Below are 18,668 nucleotides of genomic sequence, written 5' to 3'. Positions count from 1 at the left end.
GGGCAGTTCGAGGGCCGCGTTCCCGGGTGACCGGGGGCGCGGCCCGCGCCACGCGCACGGCGCGGTCACGGCCGGGGCGGTGACCGGCCAGGTAGCCGCCGGGTCACTCGCCCCGGTACTTCGCCGCCGCTGCCTGTGCGAGGTCCTGCGACTTCTCCAGGGCCGCGTCCACCGACTGCTGCCCGGCGATGGCCGCGGCGATCTGCTGGGAGACCGCCGTACCGAGCACGGCGAACTCGGGAATGCCGAGGAAGCCGATACCGGTGTAGGGGCGCGGGTCGACGCCGGGATTCCTCGGGTCGGCGGAATCGGTCGCCGCTGTGTACTCCTGCCGGTACCAGGCGTCTGCCGCCTGCTGGTACCGGGGGTTGGAGTAGAGCGACTTGCGGTTCCCGGCGGGCGCCGCCGTCCAGCCCACCTCCCGCCCGACCAGTTCCTGGTACTCCTTGGAGGAGGCCCAGGAGATGAACTCCCAGGCGGCGTCCTTGTTCTCGGCCGCCTGCTGGATGCCCCACGCCCAGGTCCACAGCCAGCCGGCCTTCTCCGTCCGGTCGTGCGGGGCCGGGACGTAGCCGACCCTGCCCTTGACCGCGGAGCCGTCGGCCTCGATCGACGAGGCCAGCGACGTGGCGTCGTACATCATGGCGCACTTGCCCTCGACGAACCTGTCGAGGATCTCCAGTACGCCCATCCGGTCGGCGGCGGGCTGGCCGTGGGTGCGGAGCAGGTCGACGTAGAACCCGACGGCCTTCTTGAACTCGGGCGAGGTCAGGCGCGCGTTCCAGTCCATGTCGTACCAGGTGCCGCCGAAGGTGTTGACGACCGTGTTGAGGGGGGCGAGGTTCTGGCCCCAGCCGGGCAGGCCGCGCAGGCAGATGCCGCTCGCGCCGTCGGTGCCGTCGATCCGGGCGGCGAGCCCGGCGACCTGCTCCCAGGTCGGGTTCGGCGGCATGGTCAGCCCGTCCTTGCGGAAGAGGTCCTTGCGGTACATCAGGAAGGAACCCTCGCCGTAGAACGGCTCGGCGTAGAGCTTGCCGTCCTCGCCGGTCAACGAGGACACCAGGTTGGGGAAGACGTCGCCCTGGTCGAAGTCCTCGTCCGCCCTCACATAGGAGTCCAGCGGGGCGAGCCAGCCGTTGTCCGCGTAGATCGGCACCTCGTACGCGCTCACGCTCGCCACGTCGTAGGTGCCGGCCTGGGTCGCGAACTCGCGGTTCATCCGCTCCCGCGCCTCGTTCTCCGGCAGCAGGGTGTAGTCGACGGTGATGCCCGTCTCCGCGGTGAAGTGCCTCTTGGTGAGCTTCTGGAGGGTCTGCATCTGGGACGCGTCCATCGCGAGCACGCTGACGTCGGCCTGCTCACCGCCGGGCGCGTCCGTGTCACCGCATCCGGCCAGGACCAAGCCAGCGACGGCCGCGGCGGCCACGGCCGCCCGGGCGAGACGGCTGCGCTTCATATGTTTGCCCTTTATTAGGCATTTCAAAAGAAACATCATAATTCCGGGACGTTTCGGACGGACTGTGGCTCATGGCCGGCCCCGCCGGGCCGCCGCGCGTCTGGAGAGCGCGTCGGCCGCGACCGCGGTCAGCAGCACCCCACCCGTGATCATGAACTGCACGGCGTCCTCCACCCCGAGCAGCCCCATGCCCGAGGCGATCGACTGGATGACCAGCACACCGAGCAGCACGGACCAGGGCGAGCCACGCCCGCCGAACAGGCTGGTACCGCCGATGACCGCCGCGGCGATCGCGTTGATCAGCAACATTCCGGATCCGGCCGCGCGGGCCGTCGTGGGGCTCGCCGAGGTCAGGCCCGAGGCCACGAACAGCCCGCCGACCGCGGCCAGCGTCCCCGACACCATGAACATCGCGACCCGCACCCGCTCCACGGCGATGCCGGCCCGGCGCGCCGCCTCCACCCCGCCGCCGAGCGCGTACACCCGCCGGCCGTGCCGCGTGCGGCGCAGCACGTAGTCCGAGACGACGAGAACCACCAGGAAGATCAGCAGTGCCAGCGGCAGGCCCTGGAACCGGTTGAGCGTGTAGGCGGCGGTGAAGGCCAGCACCGCGAGGACACCCGTGCGCACCCAGATCTCGACCGGCGGCCGGTACGGCATCCCGGCGGCCCGGTGCCGGGCGCGCTTGTGGTGGGCGGCCAGGCAGTACCCGGCCGTGCCGAGCGCCGCCACCGCGTAGGCCGCTATGGCGTCACTGAAGTGGCGGCTGGTCAGGGAGGCGACCAGGCCCTCCTCGTCGATGTTGATCGTGCCGCTCGCGCCCAGCAGGTAGAGCGTCAGGCCGTTCCAGATCAGCAGCCCCGCGAGGGTCACGACGAACGCGGGCACGCCGAGCCAGGCGAAGAAGAACCCGTGGAAGGCACCCACCGCCATGCCCGCGGCGATCGCCACGATCACCGCGAGCCACTCCGGCACCCCGTGGTTCACGTTCAGCACCGCGAACACTGCGCCCGCCAGGCCGCTGACCGAGCCGACCGACAGATCGATCTCCCGGATCAGCAGCACGAACACGATGCCGACGGCGACCAGGCCCGTCCCGACGATGTCCACGCTGAGGTTGGACAGGTTCCGCGGCGAGAGGAACTTGTCGTCCAGCGCCTGGAAGACGGACCAGATCACGATCAGCCCGGCGACCACCAGGAGCGGCCCGCGTTCGCCGTCCCGCACACTGCCGCGCAACTCCAGGGCGTGCTCGCGCAGCGTGCCGGACCAGCCGCGGGTGCGCGGCGCGCGGCCGGGTGCGACCGGCCCGGCGTCACCGCCCGGCGCGGCCGGTCCGCCGTCCCGGTGCGGCCCGCCGCCGGTCACGGCCATGCCTCCTTCCCGCCCTTCGTACGATGCGCCACGGCGTTGTCCGCCGCCCCGGTGACGGAGGAGATGATCTGCTCCTGCGTCACCGTGCTCACGTCGAACAGACCGTTGTTGCGGCCGAGGCGCAGCACGGCGACCCGGTCCGCCACGGCCTTGATGTCGCCCATGTTGTGGCTGATCAGAATGATCGCCATACCCCGGTCGCGCACCTCCTCGATGAGGTCGAGCAGATGGCTGGTCTGCTCGACGCCCAGGGCGGCGGTGGGCTCGTCGAGCAGCAGGACCTTGGGCGCGCCCATGAGCGAGCGGGAGATCGCGACGGCCTGCCGCTGCCCGGCGGACAGCGCAGCGACCGGCATGCGCACGTCGGGGATACGGATCGACAGGGTCCGCATCAGTTCGCGGGCCCGGCGCTCCATCTCCACCTCGTCCAGGATGCCCACCCGGTCGATCTCCCGGCCGAGGAAGAGATTGCCCACGACGTCGAGGTTGTCGCACATGGCCAGGTCCTGGTAGACGGTCGCGATGCCCAGGGCGTGGGCGTCGTGCGGGCGTTTGATCTGCACGAGGTGCCCCTCCCACTCGATGACGCCCCGGTCGGCGGGACTGACCCCCGAGATCACCTTGATCAGCGTGGACTTGCCGGCGCCGTTGTCGCCCGCCAGGGCCACGACCTCACCGGCCCGGACCTGGAGGTCGACGTCCACGAGCGCCTGCACGCCGCCGAACCGCTTGGAGATGCCGCGCAACGCCAGTACGGGTGGATGGGCCACGGGGGAAGACCTCCCTCACCGGGTGAGCCCGACCCGGTCGCAGGCCGGCCGGAGCTTCGGGGTGCAGATCTGGTCGAGCGTGTAGACGCCGTCCCGGACGAGTGTCTGCCCGATGGTCTCGGCCGTCACGGCGACCGGGTCGAGCAGTACCGCCGGGACGTCCTTGCTGGTGGGGCTGTCCACGCTCGTCGTGACGAGGGCGTCGATGTCGTTGCCGCGCGCCAGGGCGACGGCCATGGCGGAGGCCGCGTCGGTCTCCTGCCGGAAGGGCTTGTAGACGGTCATGTACTGCTCGCCCTCGACGATGCGCCGCACGGCGTCGAGGTCGGCGTCCTGGCCGGTGACCGGGGGCAGCGGCGAGACCCGGGCGCTCTTGAGCGCCGCGATGACGCCGGCGGCGATCGAGTCGTTCGCCGCGAGCACCCCGTCGATCTGGTTCGTGCCGAGGGTGCTGATCGCGGCGGACATGTGGTCGTGCGCGTTCTCCGTGCGCCAGCCCAGGGTGTTGTACGACTTGAGGATCCGCACCTTGTGCTGGAGGACGGACCGGGCGCCGCCCTCGTACCAGGCGGCGTTGGGGCTGGACGGGTCGCCGTTCACCATGACCACGCCGCCGTCGTCGGCCCGGGCTCCCATGCCCTTCAGCAGCGCCTCGCCCTGGAGTCTGCCGACCCGGCCGCCGTCGAAACTGACGAAACCGGAGATCGGGCCCTCGGCGAGCCGGTCGTAGGCGATGACCGGGATGTCCGCGCGGTCCGCCGCGCGGACCGAGGAGCGCAGCGCCTTGGGGTCGACGACGTCCAGGATCAGGGCGGACACACCGTTGGTGATCATCGAGTTCATCTGCTGCCGCTGGCTCCCCGCGTCGTTCTCCGCGTTGGCGTAGATGAGCGTGCAGTCCGGGCACAGCTCCTTCACCCGCTTCTCGATCAAGGGCTTGTCGGACTGCTCCCAGCGGGGCACCGCGCGGCTCGGCAGCAGCAGCCCGATGGTGAGCCCGCCCGTGCTCTCTCCGCCGTCCTCGCTGCAGCCGGCCAGGGCCACCGCCATGACAGCCGCGGCGAGCCCGGCCCCCACCCGCCACCTACGGCCCCTCATCCCGCTCCTCCCTCCTGGGCGCGGCCTCGTCCCCGGACGTGTCCCGGTCCTGGTCCGGGGCCGGGCCCTGGCTCGCGTGGGGGTTCGGGTCGGGGTTGCCGTCCCGGCCGCGGCTTCGGACCGAGCCTCTGCCGGCTCCGCTCCGGTCGCGGGTCCGTCCCACGCCCCAGACCCGGTTGCGGCCGATGCCCCAGCTCCGGTCCCGGGCCGGCTGCCGTTCCTCCGCCGCCGGCTCGACCGTCGGCTGCGCCTCCGGCGCCGGTTCCGCTTCCGGTTCCTGGTCCGCGTCCGGGCGGGACACGACGATCTCGCTCCACACCTGTTTGCCGCCGCCGACCGGCACCGAGCCCCAGGCCGCCGACAGCGCCTCGACCAGGAAGAGCCCCCGGCCCCCGGTCGACTCCCAGTCCACGACCACCGGCTTGGCCGGCGCCCGCGGCGAGGAGTCGCTGACGGTCACCCGCAGCCGGTCCGCGGCCAGGGTCAGGTCCAGCCGGAGCGCGCCCTGTGTGTGCACCAGCGCGTTGGTGACCAGTTCCGACACCACCAGCAGAACGGTGTCGGCCTCGGCCACCACGTCCCACGAACGCAGCGTGCGCGCACTGAACCGACGGGCGTGCATGACCGCGTCCGGCAACCGCCACACGACCCAGCCCGCCCGCACCGGCCGCACGCGCATCCCGTCGTAGCGCAGCAGCAGCAACGCCACGTCGTCCTCCCGCCGGCCGGCCTCGCCGAGCAGGTCGTCCGCCATCCGCCCCGGGTCGGAGGGATCCGCCGCGGCGAGCACCTCGCCCACGATCCGCATGCCCTCGTCCACGTCCAGTTCGGCCGACTCGACCAGGCCGTCCGTCAGCAGCGCGAGCACCGAGCCGGGCGCCAGCGCCACCGCCGTCAGCGGGAACTCCGCGTCCTCCAGCACGCCCAGCGGAAGCCCGCCCTCGACCGCGATCTCCTCCGTGCCGCCGTCGGGATGACGCACCAGCGGGGACAGGTGCCCGGCCCGCACGAACAGCGCGTTGCCCTCCTCCATGTCCAGCTCGACATAGCAGCACGTGGCGAACAGGTCGGTCTCCATGCCGACGAGCAGCCGGTTGGCGTGTGCGACGACCACGTCCGGCGGATGACCCTCCACGGCGTAGGCCCGGACCGCCGTGCGCATCTGGCCCATGATCGTCGCGGCCCCGGCACTGTGCCCCTGCACATCACCGATGACCAGGGCCACCTTCCCCTCCGACAGCGCGATCACGTCGTACCAGTCGCCGCCCACCTGGAGCCCGCGCCGGGCGGGCAGATAGCGGGCCACGGCGGTGCCCCCGGGCAACCGGGGGAGACGGCGCGGCAGCAGACTGCGCTGGAGCATCGTCGCGAGTTCCTGCTCGGCGTCGTAGGCGTGCGCGCGGATCAGGGCCTGCCCCACCAGCCCCGCGGTCGCCGTCAGCAGGGCCCGCTCCTCGGGCGCGAACTCGTGCGGCGTGTCCCAGCCGACCAGGCACACCCCGGCCACCCTGCTCTTGGCCGGCAGCGGCAGGACCGCGAGCCCTCCGGGCCCGATCCCCGCGAGCCCGGGTTCCAGCACGGCACCCGCCGGCCACAGGCTCATCCGCCCGTCCCGGAGCGCCGCGTGCAGCGTGGGCAGGGCGGTGACCGGCGCGTCGGGCCACTCCGAGCGCCACTCGGAACGCCACAGCTCCGGCCAGGCGCCGGCACCCGGCGGATCGAGCACGGTGACCGCCAGCCGGTCCTCCAGCAGCTCGGCGAGCGCCACCCGGTCGGCACCCAGCGGCTCGCGCAACGCGGCGACCACCACACGGCTGACGTCCCGGACCGTGGTGGCGTCGTCGAGCGCGGCTGTCAGCCACTGGATCCGGGCGACGTCACTGGCGCTCCGCCGCAGCACCGGGGCCGCGGTCACCACGCCCAGCACCCGCTCCGGGGCGCCGTCGGGCCCCTTCAGCACCCGGCAGCTCAGGCGCAGCCAGCACAGTTCACCGGTGGCCCGGCGGGTACGGAACTCCAGTTCCCGGCGCCCGGGGGTCTGCGCGGACGGTTCGATGACGGACAGCAGGGCCGGGACGTCCTCCGGGAGGCTGTACGAGAGCAGCGTGTCGGTCTTGCCGTCGAAGCCGCCCTCGGGGATGCCGACCAGTTCGAGCAGGGCCGGGTCCGTCTCGACCAGCCCGGCGCCGGGTGTCAGGGCGAAGGAACCCACCCCCAGGGCGCGCAGGGCGGAATCCAGCAGGGGCGTGGGGGCGGACCGGTCGGCCTCCCCCCGGAGCCGCCCGGCGACCGCCTCTGCGTACCGCTCCAGAAAATCGCGCTGCTCGGCCCCGAACCCCTCCCCGGGCTCTCCCACCACGGCCAGGCATCCCAGCCACCCGCCGGCGGCGCCCAGCGGTACCGCCCCGAGCGGCGCGCCGGTGGTTCCGCCCTCCTGCCGGCCCGCGAGCCACAGCGGCCGCCCGCGCCGGAAGGCCTCGACCACGACGGACCCACTGTCCCCGGACACCCCCGCATAGCCCGGCGCAGGAGCGGGCGAGGTGCCCCCGCCGTGCCGCACACAACCCGGCAACCCGTACCGCTCCGGCTCGGCACCGGCCGACTCCACCAGCCGGAGCTCGGCACCGTCCTCACTCCGCACGTACACCGCCGCCAGTGCCACCCCGGCGAACGCCAGGACCCGCTCGCGCGCGGCGGACTCCGGCGTGGGACGAGGCGAACCGGTGCCCTCGCTCCCCGGCGCCCGAAGACCGGGGACCGCGGCCCGGGCATCGCCGTAATGGGGCATGTCCGCATCCACCTCCCGTCCATGCCGCAGCCACCGGCAGGTGGGAGTCCCCGGAACTCAGGCGACGGCGACGCGGCGGATCCACGCCCACGTGAGCGGCAGGGCACCCACACAACAGAATCGCATACCTGGATAACCGCGACATACGGGATGGAGCGTCGGATCGGCGAGTGGATGGAAGGGCCGGCCCGGGGCGGTCGTCCGGCGAGTGCCGGCCACACGCGACGGGCCCGGCAGCCGGGACTCACCGGCCACCGGGCCCGCCCGGAGCATCGGCTCAGCCCACCCGGCAGGGCAGGCTCGTCGTACTGTCACCGCCCGCGCCCGAGACGGTGTATCCGAACGTCGTGCTCCTGCCCGGATCGAGGGAGCCGTTCCAGCCGGCGTTGTGGACCATCACCGACTGGCCGTTGTAGGTGGCGTTGCCGCTCCACAGGCTCTCGATCCGCTGGCCGGACGGCAGTGTCCAGTCGACCATCCAGCCGAGCATCGGGACGGTGCCGGTGTTGGTGACGGTCACCTCGGACTGGTAGCCGCCGTTCCAGCTGCCGGTCGTCTTCCGGGTGGCCGTGCAGGTGCCCGGCACCGGCTCGGACGGGGTGCCCGGCTCCTTGATGCCGGTAACCTCCCCCTTGCCGCCGTCGAAGACGACGTCGGAGCAGGAGTAGAAGGTCTCCTGGCTGTCGGAGCGCTGCCAGACCATGTAGATGATGTGGCGGCCCGACTTGCCCTCGGGGAGCTTGCCGGTCCAGGAGTAATCGGCCTCGACCGTGCCCGGCGAGCCGTTCAGCGGCGGGTGGTCGACGCTCAGGAACGGCCGCTCCTCCATGTCGTTCCAGGTGAGCGTCTTCGTCGGGTCGAAGCCGTCCTTCGTGATGTAGACGTAGAACCAACCCGGGTGCGCCGCCCAGGCGTTGTACGAGAAGTCGACCGTCGCGCCCGAGGTGAGGTGGGTGAGCGGCCAGTCCTTGCTGGGCGTGTTGAACCCGGTGAAGTTGGTGTTGCCGCCGCTGCACAGCTGGCCGTCCGGTACGAAGCCCCGGGTGCGGCCGGCGCCGTCCGAGCGGAGCACCGAGAACCAGTTGTAGAACGGCGTGGTGCCGCTGACCTGCTGAGCGGCCCGGCACGCCGGGTTGACCGGCTTGATCTCACCGGTGTCGGTCAGACCGTCCTGCCAGCACAGGAAGGTACGGCTGCCGGGCTTCATGGGGGTGCCGTGCGCCTCCGCCTCAACACCGGCCGTCATGACCAGACCGAGGGCCGGAACGGTGACGAGGAGGGAGAGCAGGACGAGGAAGAGGGCTCTGGCCCGGGCAGGGGGTGCTGATCGGGGCATCGTGGCACCCGGATTTTTTGTCAGGATCATGACAGCATCGTCCGTTCCTTGAGGTACGGGCCTGTGGATGCGTGTGCGCGGATGCGCGGGGTGGGGGCGACTCGAGGGCGGGTTCCGGTCCACCGTCATGGGAGCGCTCCCACCCCGCTGTTGCGGAAGTTAGCGCCGGGCGGCGCAGTTGTCTACGGCTCCGGCGGCGGGGGCCGGTCGGGATGTCAGCGGAAGGAGCCGGCGTTCTCGGCGGCCCACTGCCCGAATGTCCTGGCCGGCGCGCCGGTGACCCGCGTGACGGTGTCGCGCACGCCGAGCAGTTCCTCGTTGAGGTCGCCGCCCGTGATGTCGAGGACCGCCGTCGCGGCCTCGTCGCCCAGGAAGGCCGCCATGTCGCGGTGGGCTTCCGCGCGGCTGATCTCGGTGCACGGCACGTCCCGTCCGACCGCCCGGGCGATGGCCGCGAGCTGTTGCCGTGGAGTGATGCGCTCCGGGCCGGTCAGCGCGTAGGTCTGTCCCCGATGGCCGGTCCCCGTCAGTGCGGCGCACGCCACCGACGCGATGTCCGCGGGGTGGATGGTGGGCAGACCGATGTCCGCGTAGGGGACACGGACCGGCCGGCCCGCGCGAATCGCGTCCGCCCACCACAGGGCGTTCGAGGCGAACTGCGTCGGCCGCAGGACCGTCCATGCCATGCCGCTGCCCTGGAGCAGCCGCTCGACGGCCAGGTTCTCGGCGGCGGGGCCCAGGTGCGGGTGGCTCTCGACGGTGATGGACGACACCAGCACCACATGCTCGACGCCGGCCTCCCCGGCGGCCTCCAGGATCCGTGCGTCCGGGCCCATCCGTGACACCAGGAAGAGCGAACGGGCCCCGGCGAGAGCGGACTTGAGCGAGTCCGGTCGCGTCAGGTCACCCTCGGCAGCCTCGACATCCGGCGGAAACGCGGCCCCTGCGGCGTCACGCGTCAGCCCCCTGAGCGGACCGGCGCCCTGCGCCCGGAGTTCCTTCACCAGGTTGCTTCCGATGTTTCCGGTGGCACCGGTCACGAGGATCATGAGGTCTGCTCCTGTCGCAGGTCGTTGATCGATGTGAGCCGACGCTAGGACCTCGACCGGACTTCAGGTCAACGTGCCCCGGACGGTGCGCGGGAATCCGTGCGGTCACCGGACCGGCCGTCCAACACCTCTCGCAACCAGGCCAGTTGACGACGCACCTGCACCGCGTCGCCGCCCTCGTGTCCGTTGAACGGATAGGCGTGGATCTCCTTGCGCGCCTCGGTGCCGGTCAGTTCGGCGTAGCGGTTGAACGCGGCGTACGCCCCGCTCGGCGGACACACCGTGTCCCGCAGCCCCACGCCGAAGTGAGCCGGAGCCTGTGCGCGACGGGCGAAGGAGACGCCCTCGACGTAGGAGAGGGTGCGGTAGGCGTCGTGTTCGGCGCCCCGGTGGACGGAGAGATAGCCGGCGATCTCCCCGTAGGGCCCCGCGTCCGTGAGGTCGAGCGCGCGGCGGATGCCGCACAGCAGCGGGGCGGTGACGAGCAGGGCCGCCAGGCCGGGGACGAGCCCCGCGACGGCCAGAGCCAGCCCGCCGCCCTGGCTGTTGCCCACGGCCACGGTCCGTGCGGGGTCGACGCCGGGCAGCTCCCGTACCGCCGTGACGGCGCGGACCGCGTCCGTGATCAGACGGCGGTAGTGGTAGTCCTCGGGTGAGAGCAGGCCCCGTACCGCCGGGCCGGGCCCGCCCGGAGCGGTGGCGTGCGGATCGGGTGTGTCACCGCCGCATCCGTACGCGTCGCCCTGGCCGCGGTTGTCCATGAGCAGGTGCGCGTACCCGGCGTTGACCCAGGTGAGGCGTTCGTGGGGGAGGCCCCGGCCGCGTCCGTACCCGGCGAACTCCACGACGGCGGGCAGGGGTTCGTCCACCCCGGCGGGCCTGCTGAACCAGGCGCGCACCGGGTCGCCGGCGAAACCCCGGAACGTCACGTCCCAGGTCCGGATCAGCCGGAGCCCCGTCTCCACCGGCCGCACCGACACCAGCGGGTCCGCCTGGCCGGACTCCTTCAGGGTGCGCCGCCAGAACGCGTCGAAGTCGGCGGGCTCCCCGACGTCCGGGCGATGGCGCTCCAGTTCCGTCAGCGGCAGGTCGAACGCGGGCACGGCGGCACCTCGCAGGAGTCGGTGGTCATCCAGAAACTTGCGATGGACGACGGGGCAGGTCCCTGGGGTCTACCCAGGCTCGACGCGATTCCAACGCGGCACAGACGCCCCAGCCGACTGCCGCTGCACCCATTGACAGCGCTTTCTGCTGCCCTTAAGTTGCCGCGAAGTTACCGGTAAGAGCTCGAAAGTTTCGGTTCCGCGTCCCATGCCCACGGGAGGCCCGAGCAATGAGCACGTCCACCACATCGGCCCCGCCGGGCACCGAGGACCCGCCTCCGGCCGGAGCCGCACCCCGGCGCGGCAAGCGGGACCCCGCCCGGACCGGCTGGCGGCGGGCGCTGCGCCGCGACTGGCAGTTGTACTCGCTGGCGGTCCTGCCGCTGCTGTTCTTCCTGGTCTTCCGCTATCTGCCGATGATCGGCAACGTCATCGCCTTCCGGCGTTTCGAGCCGGGCGGGTCGCTCTTCGGCGAGGAGTGGGTGGGGCTGCGCTATGTGCAGATGTTCCTCGACGACCCCACCTTCTGGCAGGTGTTCCGCAACACCCTGTGGATCGGCGGGCTCACGCTGCTGTTCTGCTTCCCGGTCCCGATCGTGCTGGCGCTGCTGCTCAACGAGGTCCGCCGGCGCTCCCTGAAGCGGTTCGTGCAGTCGGTGTCCTACCTTCCGCACTTCCTGTCGATCGTGATCGTCGCGGGCATCACCATGCAGATGCTGGCCGGCGACGGTCCGGTCAACCACCTTCTCGGCTGGTTCGGCCACGAACCGATCCGCTTCATCCAGGAGCCGGGGTGGTTCCGCACGATCTACGTCGGCTCGGAGATCTGGCAGACCGCCGGCTGGGGCACGATCCTCTACCTCGCCGCGCTCACCACGATCGACGAGGACCTGTACGAGGCGGCCCGGATCGACGGCGCCAACCGCTGGCAGCAGATCTGGCACGTCACCCTGCCCGGCATCCGGCCCACCATGGTGACGCTGCTGATCCTCAACATCGGCACGTTCATGGCGGTCGGCTTCGAGAAGGTCCTGCTGCTGTACAACCCGCTGACGTATCCGACCGCCGACGTGATCTCGACGTACGTCTACCGGTCCGGCGTGGAGTCCAACAGCTTCAGCTACGCCGCCGCCATCGGACTGTTCGAGGCGATCATCGGCCTGGTCCTCATCACGTCCGCCAACCAGCTCTCGCGCCGCACAGTGGGGACGAGCCTGTGGTGAAGCCGAGTCGTTCCTACCGGGTCTTCCAGGGCGTCAACGGCGTCATCCTCACCCTGGTCGTGATCGTCACCCTGTACCCGTTCGCCAACATCATCGCCCGCTCGTTCAGTTCGGAGCGGCAGATCCGGGCCGGTGAAGTGACGCTGTGGCCCGAGGGGTTCAACCTCACCACGTACAGGATCGTGTTCCAGGACTCCATGTTCTGGCGGAACTACGGCAACACCGTGCTGTACACCGTGGTCGCGACCGCCGTCGCCATGGTCCTGACCACGTGTTACGCCTACGTCCTGTCGAAGAAGCACCTCAAGGGACGCGGCGTACTGGTCGGTGTCGCCGTGTTCACCATGTTCTTCACCGGCGGCCTGATCCCCAACTACGTCCTGGTCACCAGCCTCGGCCTGAAGAACAGCGTCTGGGCCATCGCGCTCCCCAACGCGATCAGTGTGTTCAACCTGCTGGTGATGAAGGCCTTCTTCGAGAGCCTGCCGACCGAACTGGAGGAGGCCGCGCAGATCGACGGCCTGAGTACGTACGGCATCCTGCTGCGGATCGTGCTGCCCCTGTCGAAGGCGGTCGTCGCGACGATGGTGCTGTTCTACTCGGTGTCCTTCTGGAACTCCTGGTTCAGCGCCTTCCTGTACATGGACAAGTCCGAGCTGATGCCGGTCACCGTCTATCTGCGCAACCTCATCTCCGGCGCCACCACGGGCGGCAACGCCGGTGCCGCCGACGCACAGCTCAGCCAGGTGGGCGCGAACATCCAGGCGGTCACGATCGTGCTGACCTCGCTGCCCATCCTCTGTGTCTATCCGTTCGTCCAGCGCTACTTCGTCTCGGGCGTGATGCTCGGCGCGGTCAAGGGCTAACCGAAGGAGCAACCGTGAAGAACGCAGGACAGCTGTCGCGGCGTCAGGTCCTCGCCGCCGCCGGTTTCATCGGCCTGGCCACCCTCACCGGCTGCGGCAGCGGCGACGACGGCGGGGACTCCAAGGACCTGTCGAAGAAGAGGGACGGCGCGATGAAGGAGTACCGCGTCGGCCAGCAGTTCAAGGCGACCAAGCCGCTGTCCTTCTCGGTCCTGCACAACGACAACCCGGTCTACCCGATGAAGAACGGCTGGCTGTTCTGGAAGGAGCTCACCAAGCGCACCGGCGTCACCTTCGAGCCCGTCGCCGTTCCCCTGGTCGACTACGAGAAGAAGCGCAGCGTCCTCATCGGCTCGGGCGACGCCCCGTTCCTGATCCCCAAGACGTACCACCCCTCGGAGGTCGCCTTCGTGTCGTCGGGCGCGATCCTCCCGGTCAGCGACTACGTGCACCTGATGCCCAACTTCCAGGACAAGGTCAGGCGCTGGAAGCTGGAGCCGGAGATCGACTCCATCCGCCAGTCCGACGGCAAGTTCTACCTGCTGCCCGGCCTGCACGAGAAGGTCAGATCGGGCTACTCGCTGGCGCTGCGCACGGACGTCCTCGACCGGCTCGGTCTGAGCCGTCCCGGCACCTGGGACGAGGTGTACGAGGTCTTCAAGGCGATCAAGGAGGAGTACCCGGACCGCTACCCGTTCTCCGACCGCTGGAGCAAGAACACGCCCTATCCTGCCGCCGCCCTCTTCAGCTACCTCGGCCAGGCGTACGGCGTGCGGGCCGGATGGACGTACGACAACATCAGCTGGGACCCGAACGCGCGGAAGTTCGTCTTCACCGGAGCGACGGACACCTTCCGGCAGATGATCGAGTACGTGCGGAAGCTGGTCGCCGAGAAGCTGGTGGACCCGGAGAGCTTCACCCAGACCGACGACGAGGCCGCGCAGAAGCTGCTGGGCGAGAAGTCGTTCGCGATCAGCGCCAACCCGCAGGCGCTGGTGCAGGAATACCGGTACAACCTGCGAAAGCAGGTCAAGGGCGCGGAGATCGAGATGATCCCGGTGCCGCTGGGGCCCGCCGGTCCCGTGGTGCTGGGCGGCGCCCGGCTGGAGAACGGCGTCATGATCTCCAGCAAGGCCCTCAAGAGCGACAGCTTCGTCGCGATGCTGCAGTTCGTGGACTGGCTCTGGTACTCCGACGAGGGCCAGCGGTTCGCGCGGTGGGGCGTCGAGGGTGTCACCTACACCCGCTCCGCGGGCCGGTACAAGCCGAAGCCCGGCATCAGCCTCATGGGTTCCGACCCGGACGCCCCCAAGGACATGCAGAAGGACTACGGCTTCTACAACGGCGTCTTCGCCTACGGCGGCAGCTGGGAACTCGTCTCCTCCATGTTCAGCCCGGACGAGAAGAAGTTCCAGGACGCCATGGCCCAGCGCGCACAGACGCCCATCGCCCCGGCCCACCCGCTGCAGTCCTTCGAGCAGGAACAGGCCTCCCTGTGGGAGACACCGCTGAGGGACCACGTCACCCAGAACACCCTCAAGTTCGTCCTCGGCAAGCGTCCGCTGTCCGAATGGGACGCCTACCTCGCCGAGTTGAAGGCGAAGAACATGCAGCGGTTCGTCGACCTCCACAACAAGGCGTACGAGCGGTACAAGAAGGAGAACGGGTGAGCGGCGGCGTACGCGCGGCCGACTTCGGCACCGGAGTCCTCTCCCGTGCCGCGGGCCTGATCCACACCCTGGTCGCGGTGGAGGCGCTGCTGCTCCTCGCCGCCGCACCGGGCCTCGCCGGCCTGCTCCTCCTCGCCCCCGACCCCGCCAACCTGCCGCTGGCCGCCGTATGCCTCCTCCCGCTCGGCCCGGCGCTGTCCGCCGCGCTGTACGCCCTGCACCACCGCAGCCGCGACCTCACGGACCTGCGCCCGGCCCGCACTTATGCGCGCGGCTGGCGGCTCAACGCCGTACCGTCGCTGAAACTGTGGGCACCCCTGCTGGCCTGGCTGACGGTCATCGCCTTCACCCTCACGCACTTCTCCGCCACCGGCCTGCCCGGCTGGTGGGCGCTGCTGCTCGCGGCGATCGGCGCCGGTTCCCTCCTCTGGGGCGCCCACGCCCTCGTCCTCACCTCGCTGTTCGCGTTCCGCGCCCGGGACACCGCCCGCCTCGCCGGGTACTTCCTGTTCCGGCACGGCCGCGCCACCCTCGCCGCGGCCTCCCTGCTCGTCCTGGCGGCCGCGCTGACCGCCCTGCTGACCGAGGCCCTGCCCGCCCTGCTGGCCGCCCCGCTGCTGCTGTCCCTGCTGCACGGCAGCCGCACGGTGATCACCGAGACCCAGAAGGACTTCACGGCATGACCGCGCCCCGCACGCCGAAGATCCCGTACGGCGGTGACTACAACCCCGAGCAGTGGCCCGAGACCGTCCGGGACGACGATCACCGCCTGTTCACCCGGGCCGGCATCGACACCCTCACCGTCGGCGTCTTCACCTGGTCCCTCACCCAACCCGCCCCGGACACCTACGACTTCACGGTCCTGGACGGTGTCCTGGACCGGGCCGCCACCGAGGGGCGCCAGGTCTGCCTGGCCACCGGCACCGCAGCCCTCCCGCCCTGGCTCGCCAAGCGGCACCCCGAGGTCAACCGCACCGAGAAGTACCACGGGGCCGTCATCGGCCACGCCGGCCGCGACGACACCCGGGTCTTCCGCGAAGTGGCCGAACTGGGGCAGGAGCTGGCGGCCCTGGGGGACCGGACGCTCGGCGCCCGCACCCCGGCCCGCACCGCCCTCCTCTTCGACTGGGACAGCTGGTGGGCCCTGGAGATCTCCGACGGCCCCTCCCGGCTGGTCAAGTACCCGGACGTGGTGCACGCCTACTACCGGGCCGCCCGCGAGGCCGGCGCCGACGTGGACGTGATCGGGCAGACCGCCGACCTCTCGCCGTACGACGTGGTGCTCGCCCCCGCCCTCCACATGGTCAAGGGCGACCTCGCCACCCGCCTCGAAGACGTGGCCGCACGCGGCGGCACGGTCCTGACCACCTTCCTCTCCGGCCGCGTCGACGAGCACGACCGGGCCTTCCTCACCGATGTCCCCGGCCCGCTCGCCCCCCTCATGGGCATCCGCGTGGACGAATGGGACGCCCGCCCGCCGGATTTCATCCAGCCCGTCCCCGAACTGCCGGCGGAGGCACGGCTCGTCTTCGAGATCGTGCTGCCGCGCGGCGCCGAACCGGTCGCCACCTACGGCACCGACTTCTACGCGGGCACCCCCGCCGTCACCCGCCACCCGTTCGGCGACGGCGAGGGCTGGTACGTCGCCACCGCCCTCGACCAGCCCGGTGTCGACCAGGTCGTCCGCCGCATCCTGACCCGCCACGACCTGCTCGGCCCCTACGCCGACCACCCCGTCGTGGAGACCGCCACCCGGGTGGCCCCCGACGGCACCCGCCTGCTCTTCCTCCTCAACCACGCCCCCGAACCGGCCCTCCTGACCGCCCACACCACCGCCACCGACCTGCTCGCCGGCAAACGGGTCGAGCAGGGCGAACCCCTGGTCCTCGATCCCCTGGGCGTGGCGATTCTTCAGTAGAGCCGCCATCTCTCAGTAGATCCGGCGCCCCCGCTCGTCCGGCACCCCCGACTTGCGGAAGAAGTAGCTGTTGATCTGGTCGCGCCACTCGCGGGCGCTGCGGAGCTGCTCCTCGTAGCGCTCCGCCACCCGGGCGTGGCGCCCCGGCTCGACCAGGTCCGCGAGACCCGCCCACACACGGCGGGCCTCCTCGACCTCCGCCACGCCCTCGAAGTGCGTGTCGTAGATGTGCTGGATCACCGCCTTGCCGCTGTGCAGTGTGTGTCCGTACGACACGTGATGGAAGAACAGCAGCAGTTCGTCGGGGCAAGTGTCCGGCGACTCGTACAGCTCGGCCCACGGCTTGGCGTACTGCCCGGCGTACCCGGTCCCGCTCGCCACACTGCGGTCGACGCCGATGCCGTCCCGGTCGGCGAAGTGGTAGGTGCCCCAGGGGCTGTACTCGTAGCCGTCGACGCTCGGCCCGTAGTGGTGGCCCGGCTGCACCATCCATCCCACGCCGAGCGGAGCGGTGTACTTCTCGTACGTCCGCCACGAGCCGTCGAGGGCCGCGTGCAACCCGTCGGACAAGCGTTCCGGGGCTTCCGGGAAGGTCAGCCCGATCCACTCGTCGAGCACCTCGCACGGGTCGGCGTCCGGCCGCCAGGCCAGCCGCCCGAAGGTGTACAGGTTGGCCTGGGCGAGGGGGTGCCCGGTCCAGAACGGATCGTCACCGGCGTTGGACACGGCGACCAGCCCGCCGCGCGCCCGTTCTCCCACGGACGCCTCCGGTTCGTGCCGGAACCGCAGCACCTCGCTCCACATCGGCCCCAGCCAGCACACATGCCGCTGCTGCCCGGTGTACTCCTGCGTGGCCTGCACCTCCACCGCGAGCCGAGTGCGCGGCATGGCACCGATCAGCGGCGAGACCGGCTCCCGCACCTGGAAGTCCATCGGTCCGTGCTTCACCTGGAGCACGGCATTGGCCGCGAACTCCCCGTCCAGCGGCACGAAATGGTCGTACGCGGCCCGCGCCCGGTCCGTCGTCCGGTCCCGCCAGTCCTGACGGTGGTTGTAGACGAACGCCCGCCAGTGCACCGTGCCGCCGAACGGCTCCAGCGCCGCCGCCAGCATGTTCGCCCCCTCCGCATGACTGCGGCCGTAGGCGAACGGGCCCGGCTGCCCCTCCGAGTCGGCCTTCACGACGTACCCGCCGAAGTCGGGGATCGCCTCGTACACCCGTCGTGTCGCCTCACCCCACCAGTCGCGCACCGCCTCGTCCAGCGGATCGGCCGTGGGCAGCCCGCCTAGCACCACCGGCGCGGCGAAGGACACGGAAAGATGAGTGGCGACCCCGTAGGGCCGCAACACATCCGCGATCGCGGCCACTTCGTGGATCCGGTCGGTCAGCAGGTGCGCCTCGGTCTCGTGCACGTTGACGTTGTTGACGGCGACCGCGTTGATCCCGCACGCCGCGAGCAGCCTGCCGTACGCCCGCACCCGCTCCAGGTCGCCGCGCGCCCGCCCGTCCGCCCAGAACAGCGAGCCGCCCGCGTACCCGCGCTCCACCTGGCCCATGACCGGGTGCACGGCGACGTTGTCCCAGTGGTCGAGCATCCGCAGGTCGAGCGCGGGGCGGTGCGTCTGCCGCGCCCACCCACCGGTGAACGCCGCCTCACCGAGGCGCACGACGTGGAACAGGCCGTACAGCAGCCCCCGCCCGCCGGAGGCGGTGACGGTCGTCGTGCCGTCCGCACGCGCGCAGCTGAAGCCCTCGTCGCCCAGGTCGTCGGCACCGAGGCCGAGGACCAGGTCGTACGTGGCACCGTCCGGCCGGGCCTCGCGCACGACCCGGCCCCCGAACCGCCGGCAGGCCTCCGCCACCTCCCCGTGCACCGTCTCCACCAGCGGACCGGATCCACGGATCAGCGTCCGCCGGCCGCCGACCGCCCGGAAGGCGGCGGGCGGCAGCCAGGCCGGGTCGACACCCTCCGGCAGGGCGGGCACGGGAAGCGGCATGAAACCCCCAACTCGGCTG

Annotated in this window: 14 protein-coding genes; 5 read left to right on the top strand and 9 right to left on the bottom strand. The window is 71.2% G+C overall.

The features are described 5' to 3' along the window. Positions 1-103: 103 nt before the first annotated feature. The 8 genes from SCNRRL3882_RS09540 to SCNRRL3882_RS09505 all read right to left on the bottom strand — a co-directional run bounded on the left by SCNRRL3882_RS09540 (position 104) and on the right by SCNRRL3882_RS09505 (position 10,974). The gene (locus SCNRRL3882_RS09540) at positions 104-1,456 is read right to left on the bottom strand and encodes an ABC transporter substrate-binding protein (protein WP_010033923.1); all 1,353 of its coding nucleotides are present in this window, start codon (positions 1,454-1,456) and stop codon (positions 104-106) included. A gap of 69 nt (positions 1,457-1,525) precedes the next feature. Continuing rightward, positions 1,526-2,830, bottom strand: coding sequence for a sugar ABC transporter permease (locus SCNRRL3882_RS09535; RefSeq protein ID WP_010033926.1), 1,305 nt, complete (start codon positions 2,828-2,830; stop codon positions 1,526-1,528). Beyond that, the gene (locus SCNRRL3882_RS09530; protein ID WP_010033929.1) at positions 2,821-3,600 is read right to left on the bottom strand and encodes an ATP-binding cassette domain-containing protein; all 780 of its coding nucleotides are present in this window, start codon (positions 3,598-3,600) and stop codon (positions 2,821-2,823) included. Before SCNRRL3882_RS09530 ends, SCNRRL3882_RS09535 begins: the two co-directional genes overlap by 10 nt. A 15-nt stretch (positions 3,601-3,615) precedes the next feature. Then, on the bottom strand, positions 3,616-4,698 hold the full coding sequence (locus SCNRRL3882_RS09525; protein WP_029180750.1) for a substrate-binding domain-containing protein: 1,083 nt from the start codon (positions 4,696-4,698) through the stop codon (positions 3,616-3,618). Then, positions 4,685-7,486 carry a SpoIIE family protein phosphatase gene (locus SCNRRL3882_RS09520; protein ID WP_010033934.1) on the bottom strand — a complete coding sequence of 934 codons (2,802 nt, stop codon included), beginning with the start codon at positions 7,484-7,486 and terminating at the stop codon, positions 4,685-4,687. Before SCNRRL3882_RS09520 ends, SCNRRL3882_RS09525 begins: the two co-directional genes overlap by 14 nt. Positions 7,487-7,763: 277 nt before the next feature. Beyond that, positions 7,764-8,822 carry a lytic polysaccharide monooxygenase auxiliary activity family 9 protein gene (locus SCNRRL3882_RS09515; RefSeq protein WP_010033940.1) on the bottom strand — a complete coding sequence of 353 codons (1,059 nt, stop codon included), beginning with the start codon at positions 8,820-8,822 and terminating at the stop codon, positions 7,764-7,766. A gap of 215 nt (positions 8,823-9,037) precedes the next feature. Next, complete coding sequence (locus tag SCNRRL3882_RS09510) at positions 9,038-9,871, bottom strand: SDR family oxidoreductase (RefSeq protein ID WP_010033942.1); 834 nt, start codon at positions 9,869-9,871, stop codon at positions 9,038-9,040. Positions 9,872-9,939: 68 nt separating this feature from the next. Continuing rightward, positions 9,940-10,974 carry an acetylxylan esterase gene (locus tag SCNRRL3882_RS09505; protein ID WP_010033945.1) on the bottom strand — a complete coding sequence of 345 codons (1,035 nt, stop codon included), beginning with the start codon at positions 10,972-10,974 and terminating at the stop codon, positions 9,940-9,942. Between the two features lie 230 nt (positions 10,975-11,204). Between SCNRRL3882_RS09505 and SCNRRL3882_RS09500 the strand changes: the two genes are divergently transcribed. From SCNRRL3882_RS09500 to SCNRRL3882_RS09480, 5 genes are read left to right on the top strand one after another with little or no spacing between them, the layout of a single operon-like run. Next, positions 11,205-12,197 (top strand): ABC transporter permease, encoded by a 993-nt coding sequence (locus SCNRRL3882_RS09500; RefSeq protein ID WP_010033946.1) that lies wholly within the window; start codon positions 11,205-11,207, stop codon positions 12,195-12,197. Continuing rightward, positions 12,191-13,063, top strand: coding sequence for a carbohydrate ABC transporter permease (locus SCNRRL3882_RS09495; RefSeq protein WP_029180751.1), 873 nt, complete (start codon positions 12,191-12,193; stop codon positions 13,061-13,063). The genes SCNRRL3882_RS09500 and SCNRRL3882_RS09495 overlap by 7 nt, the downstream gene beginning before the upstream one ends. A 14-nt stretch (positions 13,064-13,077) precedes the next feature. Further along, entirely contained in the window at positions 13,078-14,733 is a 1,656-nt protein-coding gene (locus tag SCNRRL3882_RS09490) for an extracellular solute-binding protein (protein WP_010033952.1), read from the top strand. Further along, complete coding sequence (locus SCNRRL3882_RS09485; protein WP_010033955.1) at positions 14,730-15,416, top strand: hypothetical protein; 687 nt, start codon at positions 14,730-14,732, stop codon at positions 15,414-15,416. Before SCNRRL3882_RS09490 ends, SCNRRL3882_RS09485 begins: the two co-directional genes overlap by 4 nt. Continuing rightward, positions 15,413-16,651 carry a beta-galactosidase trimerization domain-containing protein gene (locus tag SCNRRL3882_RS09480; RefSeq protein ID WP_010033956.1) on the top strand — a complete coding sequence of 413 codons (1,239 nt, stop codon included), beginning with the start codon at positions 15,413-15,415 and terminating at the stop codon, positions 16,649-16,651. Before SCNRRL3882_RS09485 ends, SCNRRL3882_RS09480 begins: the two co-directional genes overlap by 4 nt. A 12-nt stretch (positions 16,652-16,663) precedes the next feature. Here the strand turns inward: SCNRRL3882_RS09480 and SCNRRL3882_RS09475 are convergent, their stop codons facing one another. Further along, positions 16,664-18,649, bottom strand: a complete 1,986-nt coding sequence (locus SCNRRL3882_RS09475) for an alpha-glucuronidase (protein WP_010033958.1) — start codon at positions 18,647-18,649, stop codon at positions 16,664-16,666. Between the last annotated feature and the right edge of the window lie 19 nt (positions 18,650-18,668).

The organism is Streptomyces chartreusis NRRL 3882, from assembly GCF_900236475.1.
Lineage (GTDB): Bacteria > Actinomycetota > Actinomycetes > Streptomycetales > Streptomycetaceae > Streptomyces > Streptomyces chartreusis_D.
This window is presented reverse-complemented; position numbering and strand designations above follow the sequence as displayed.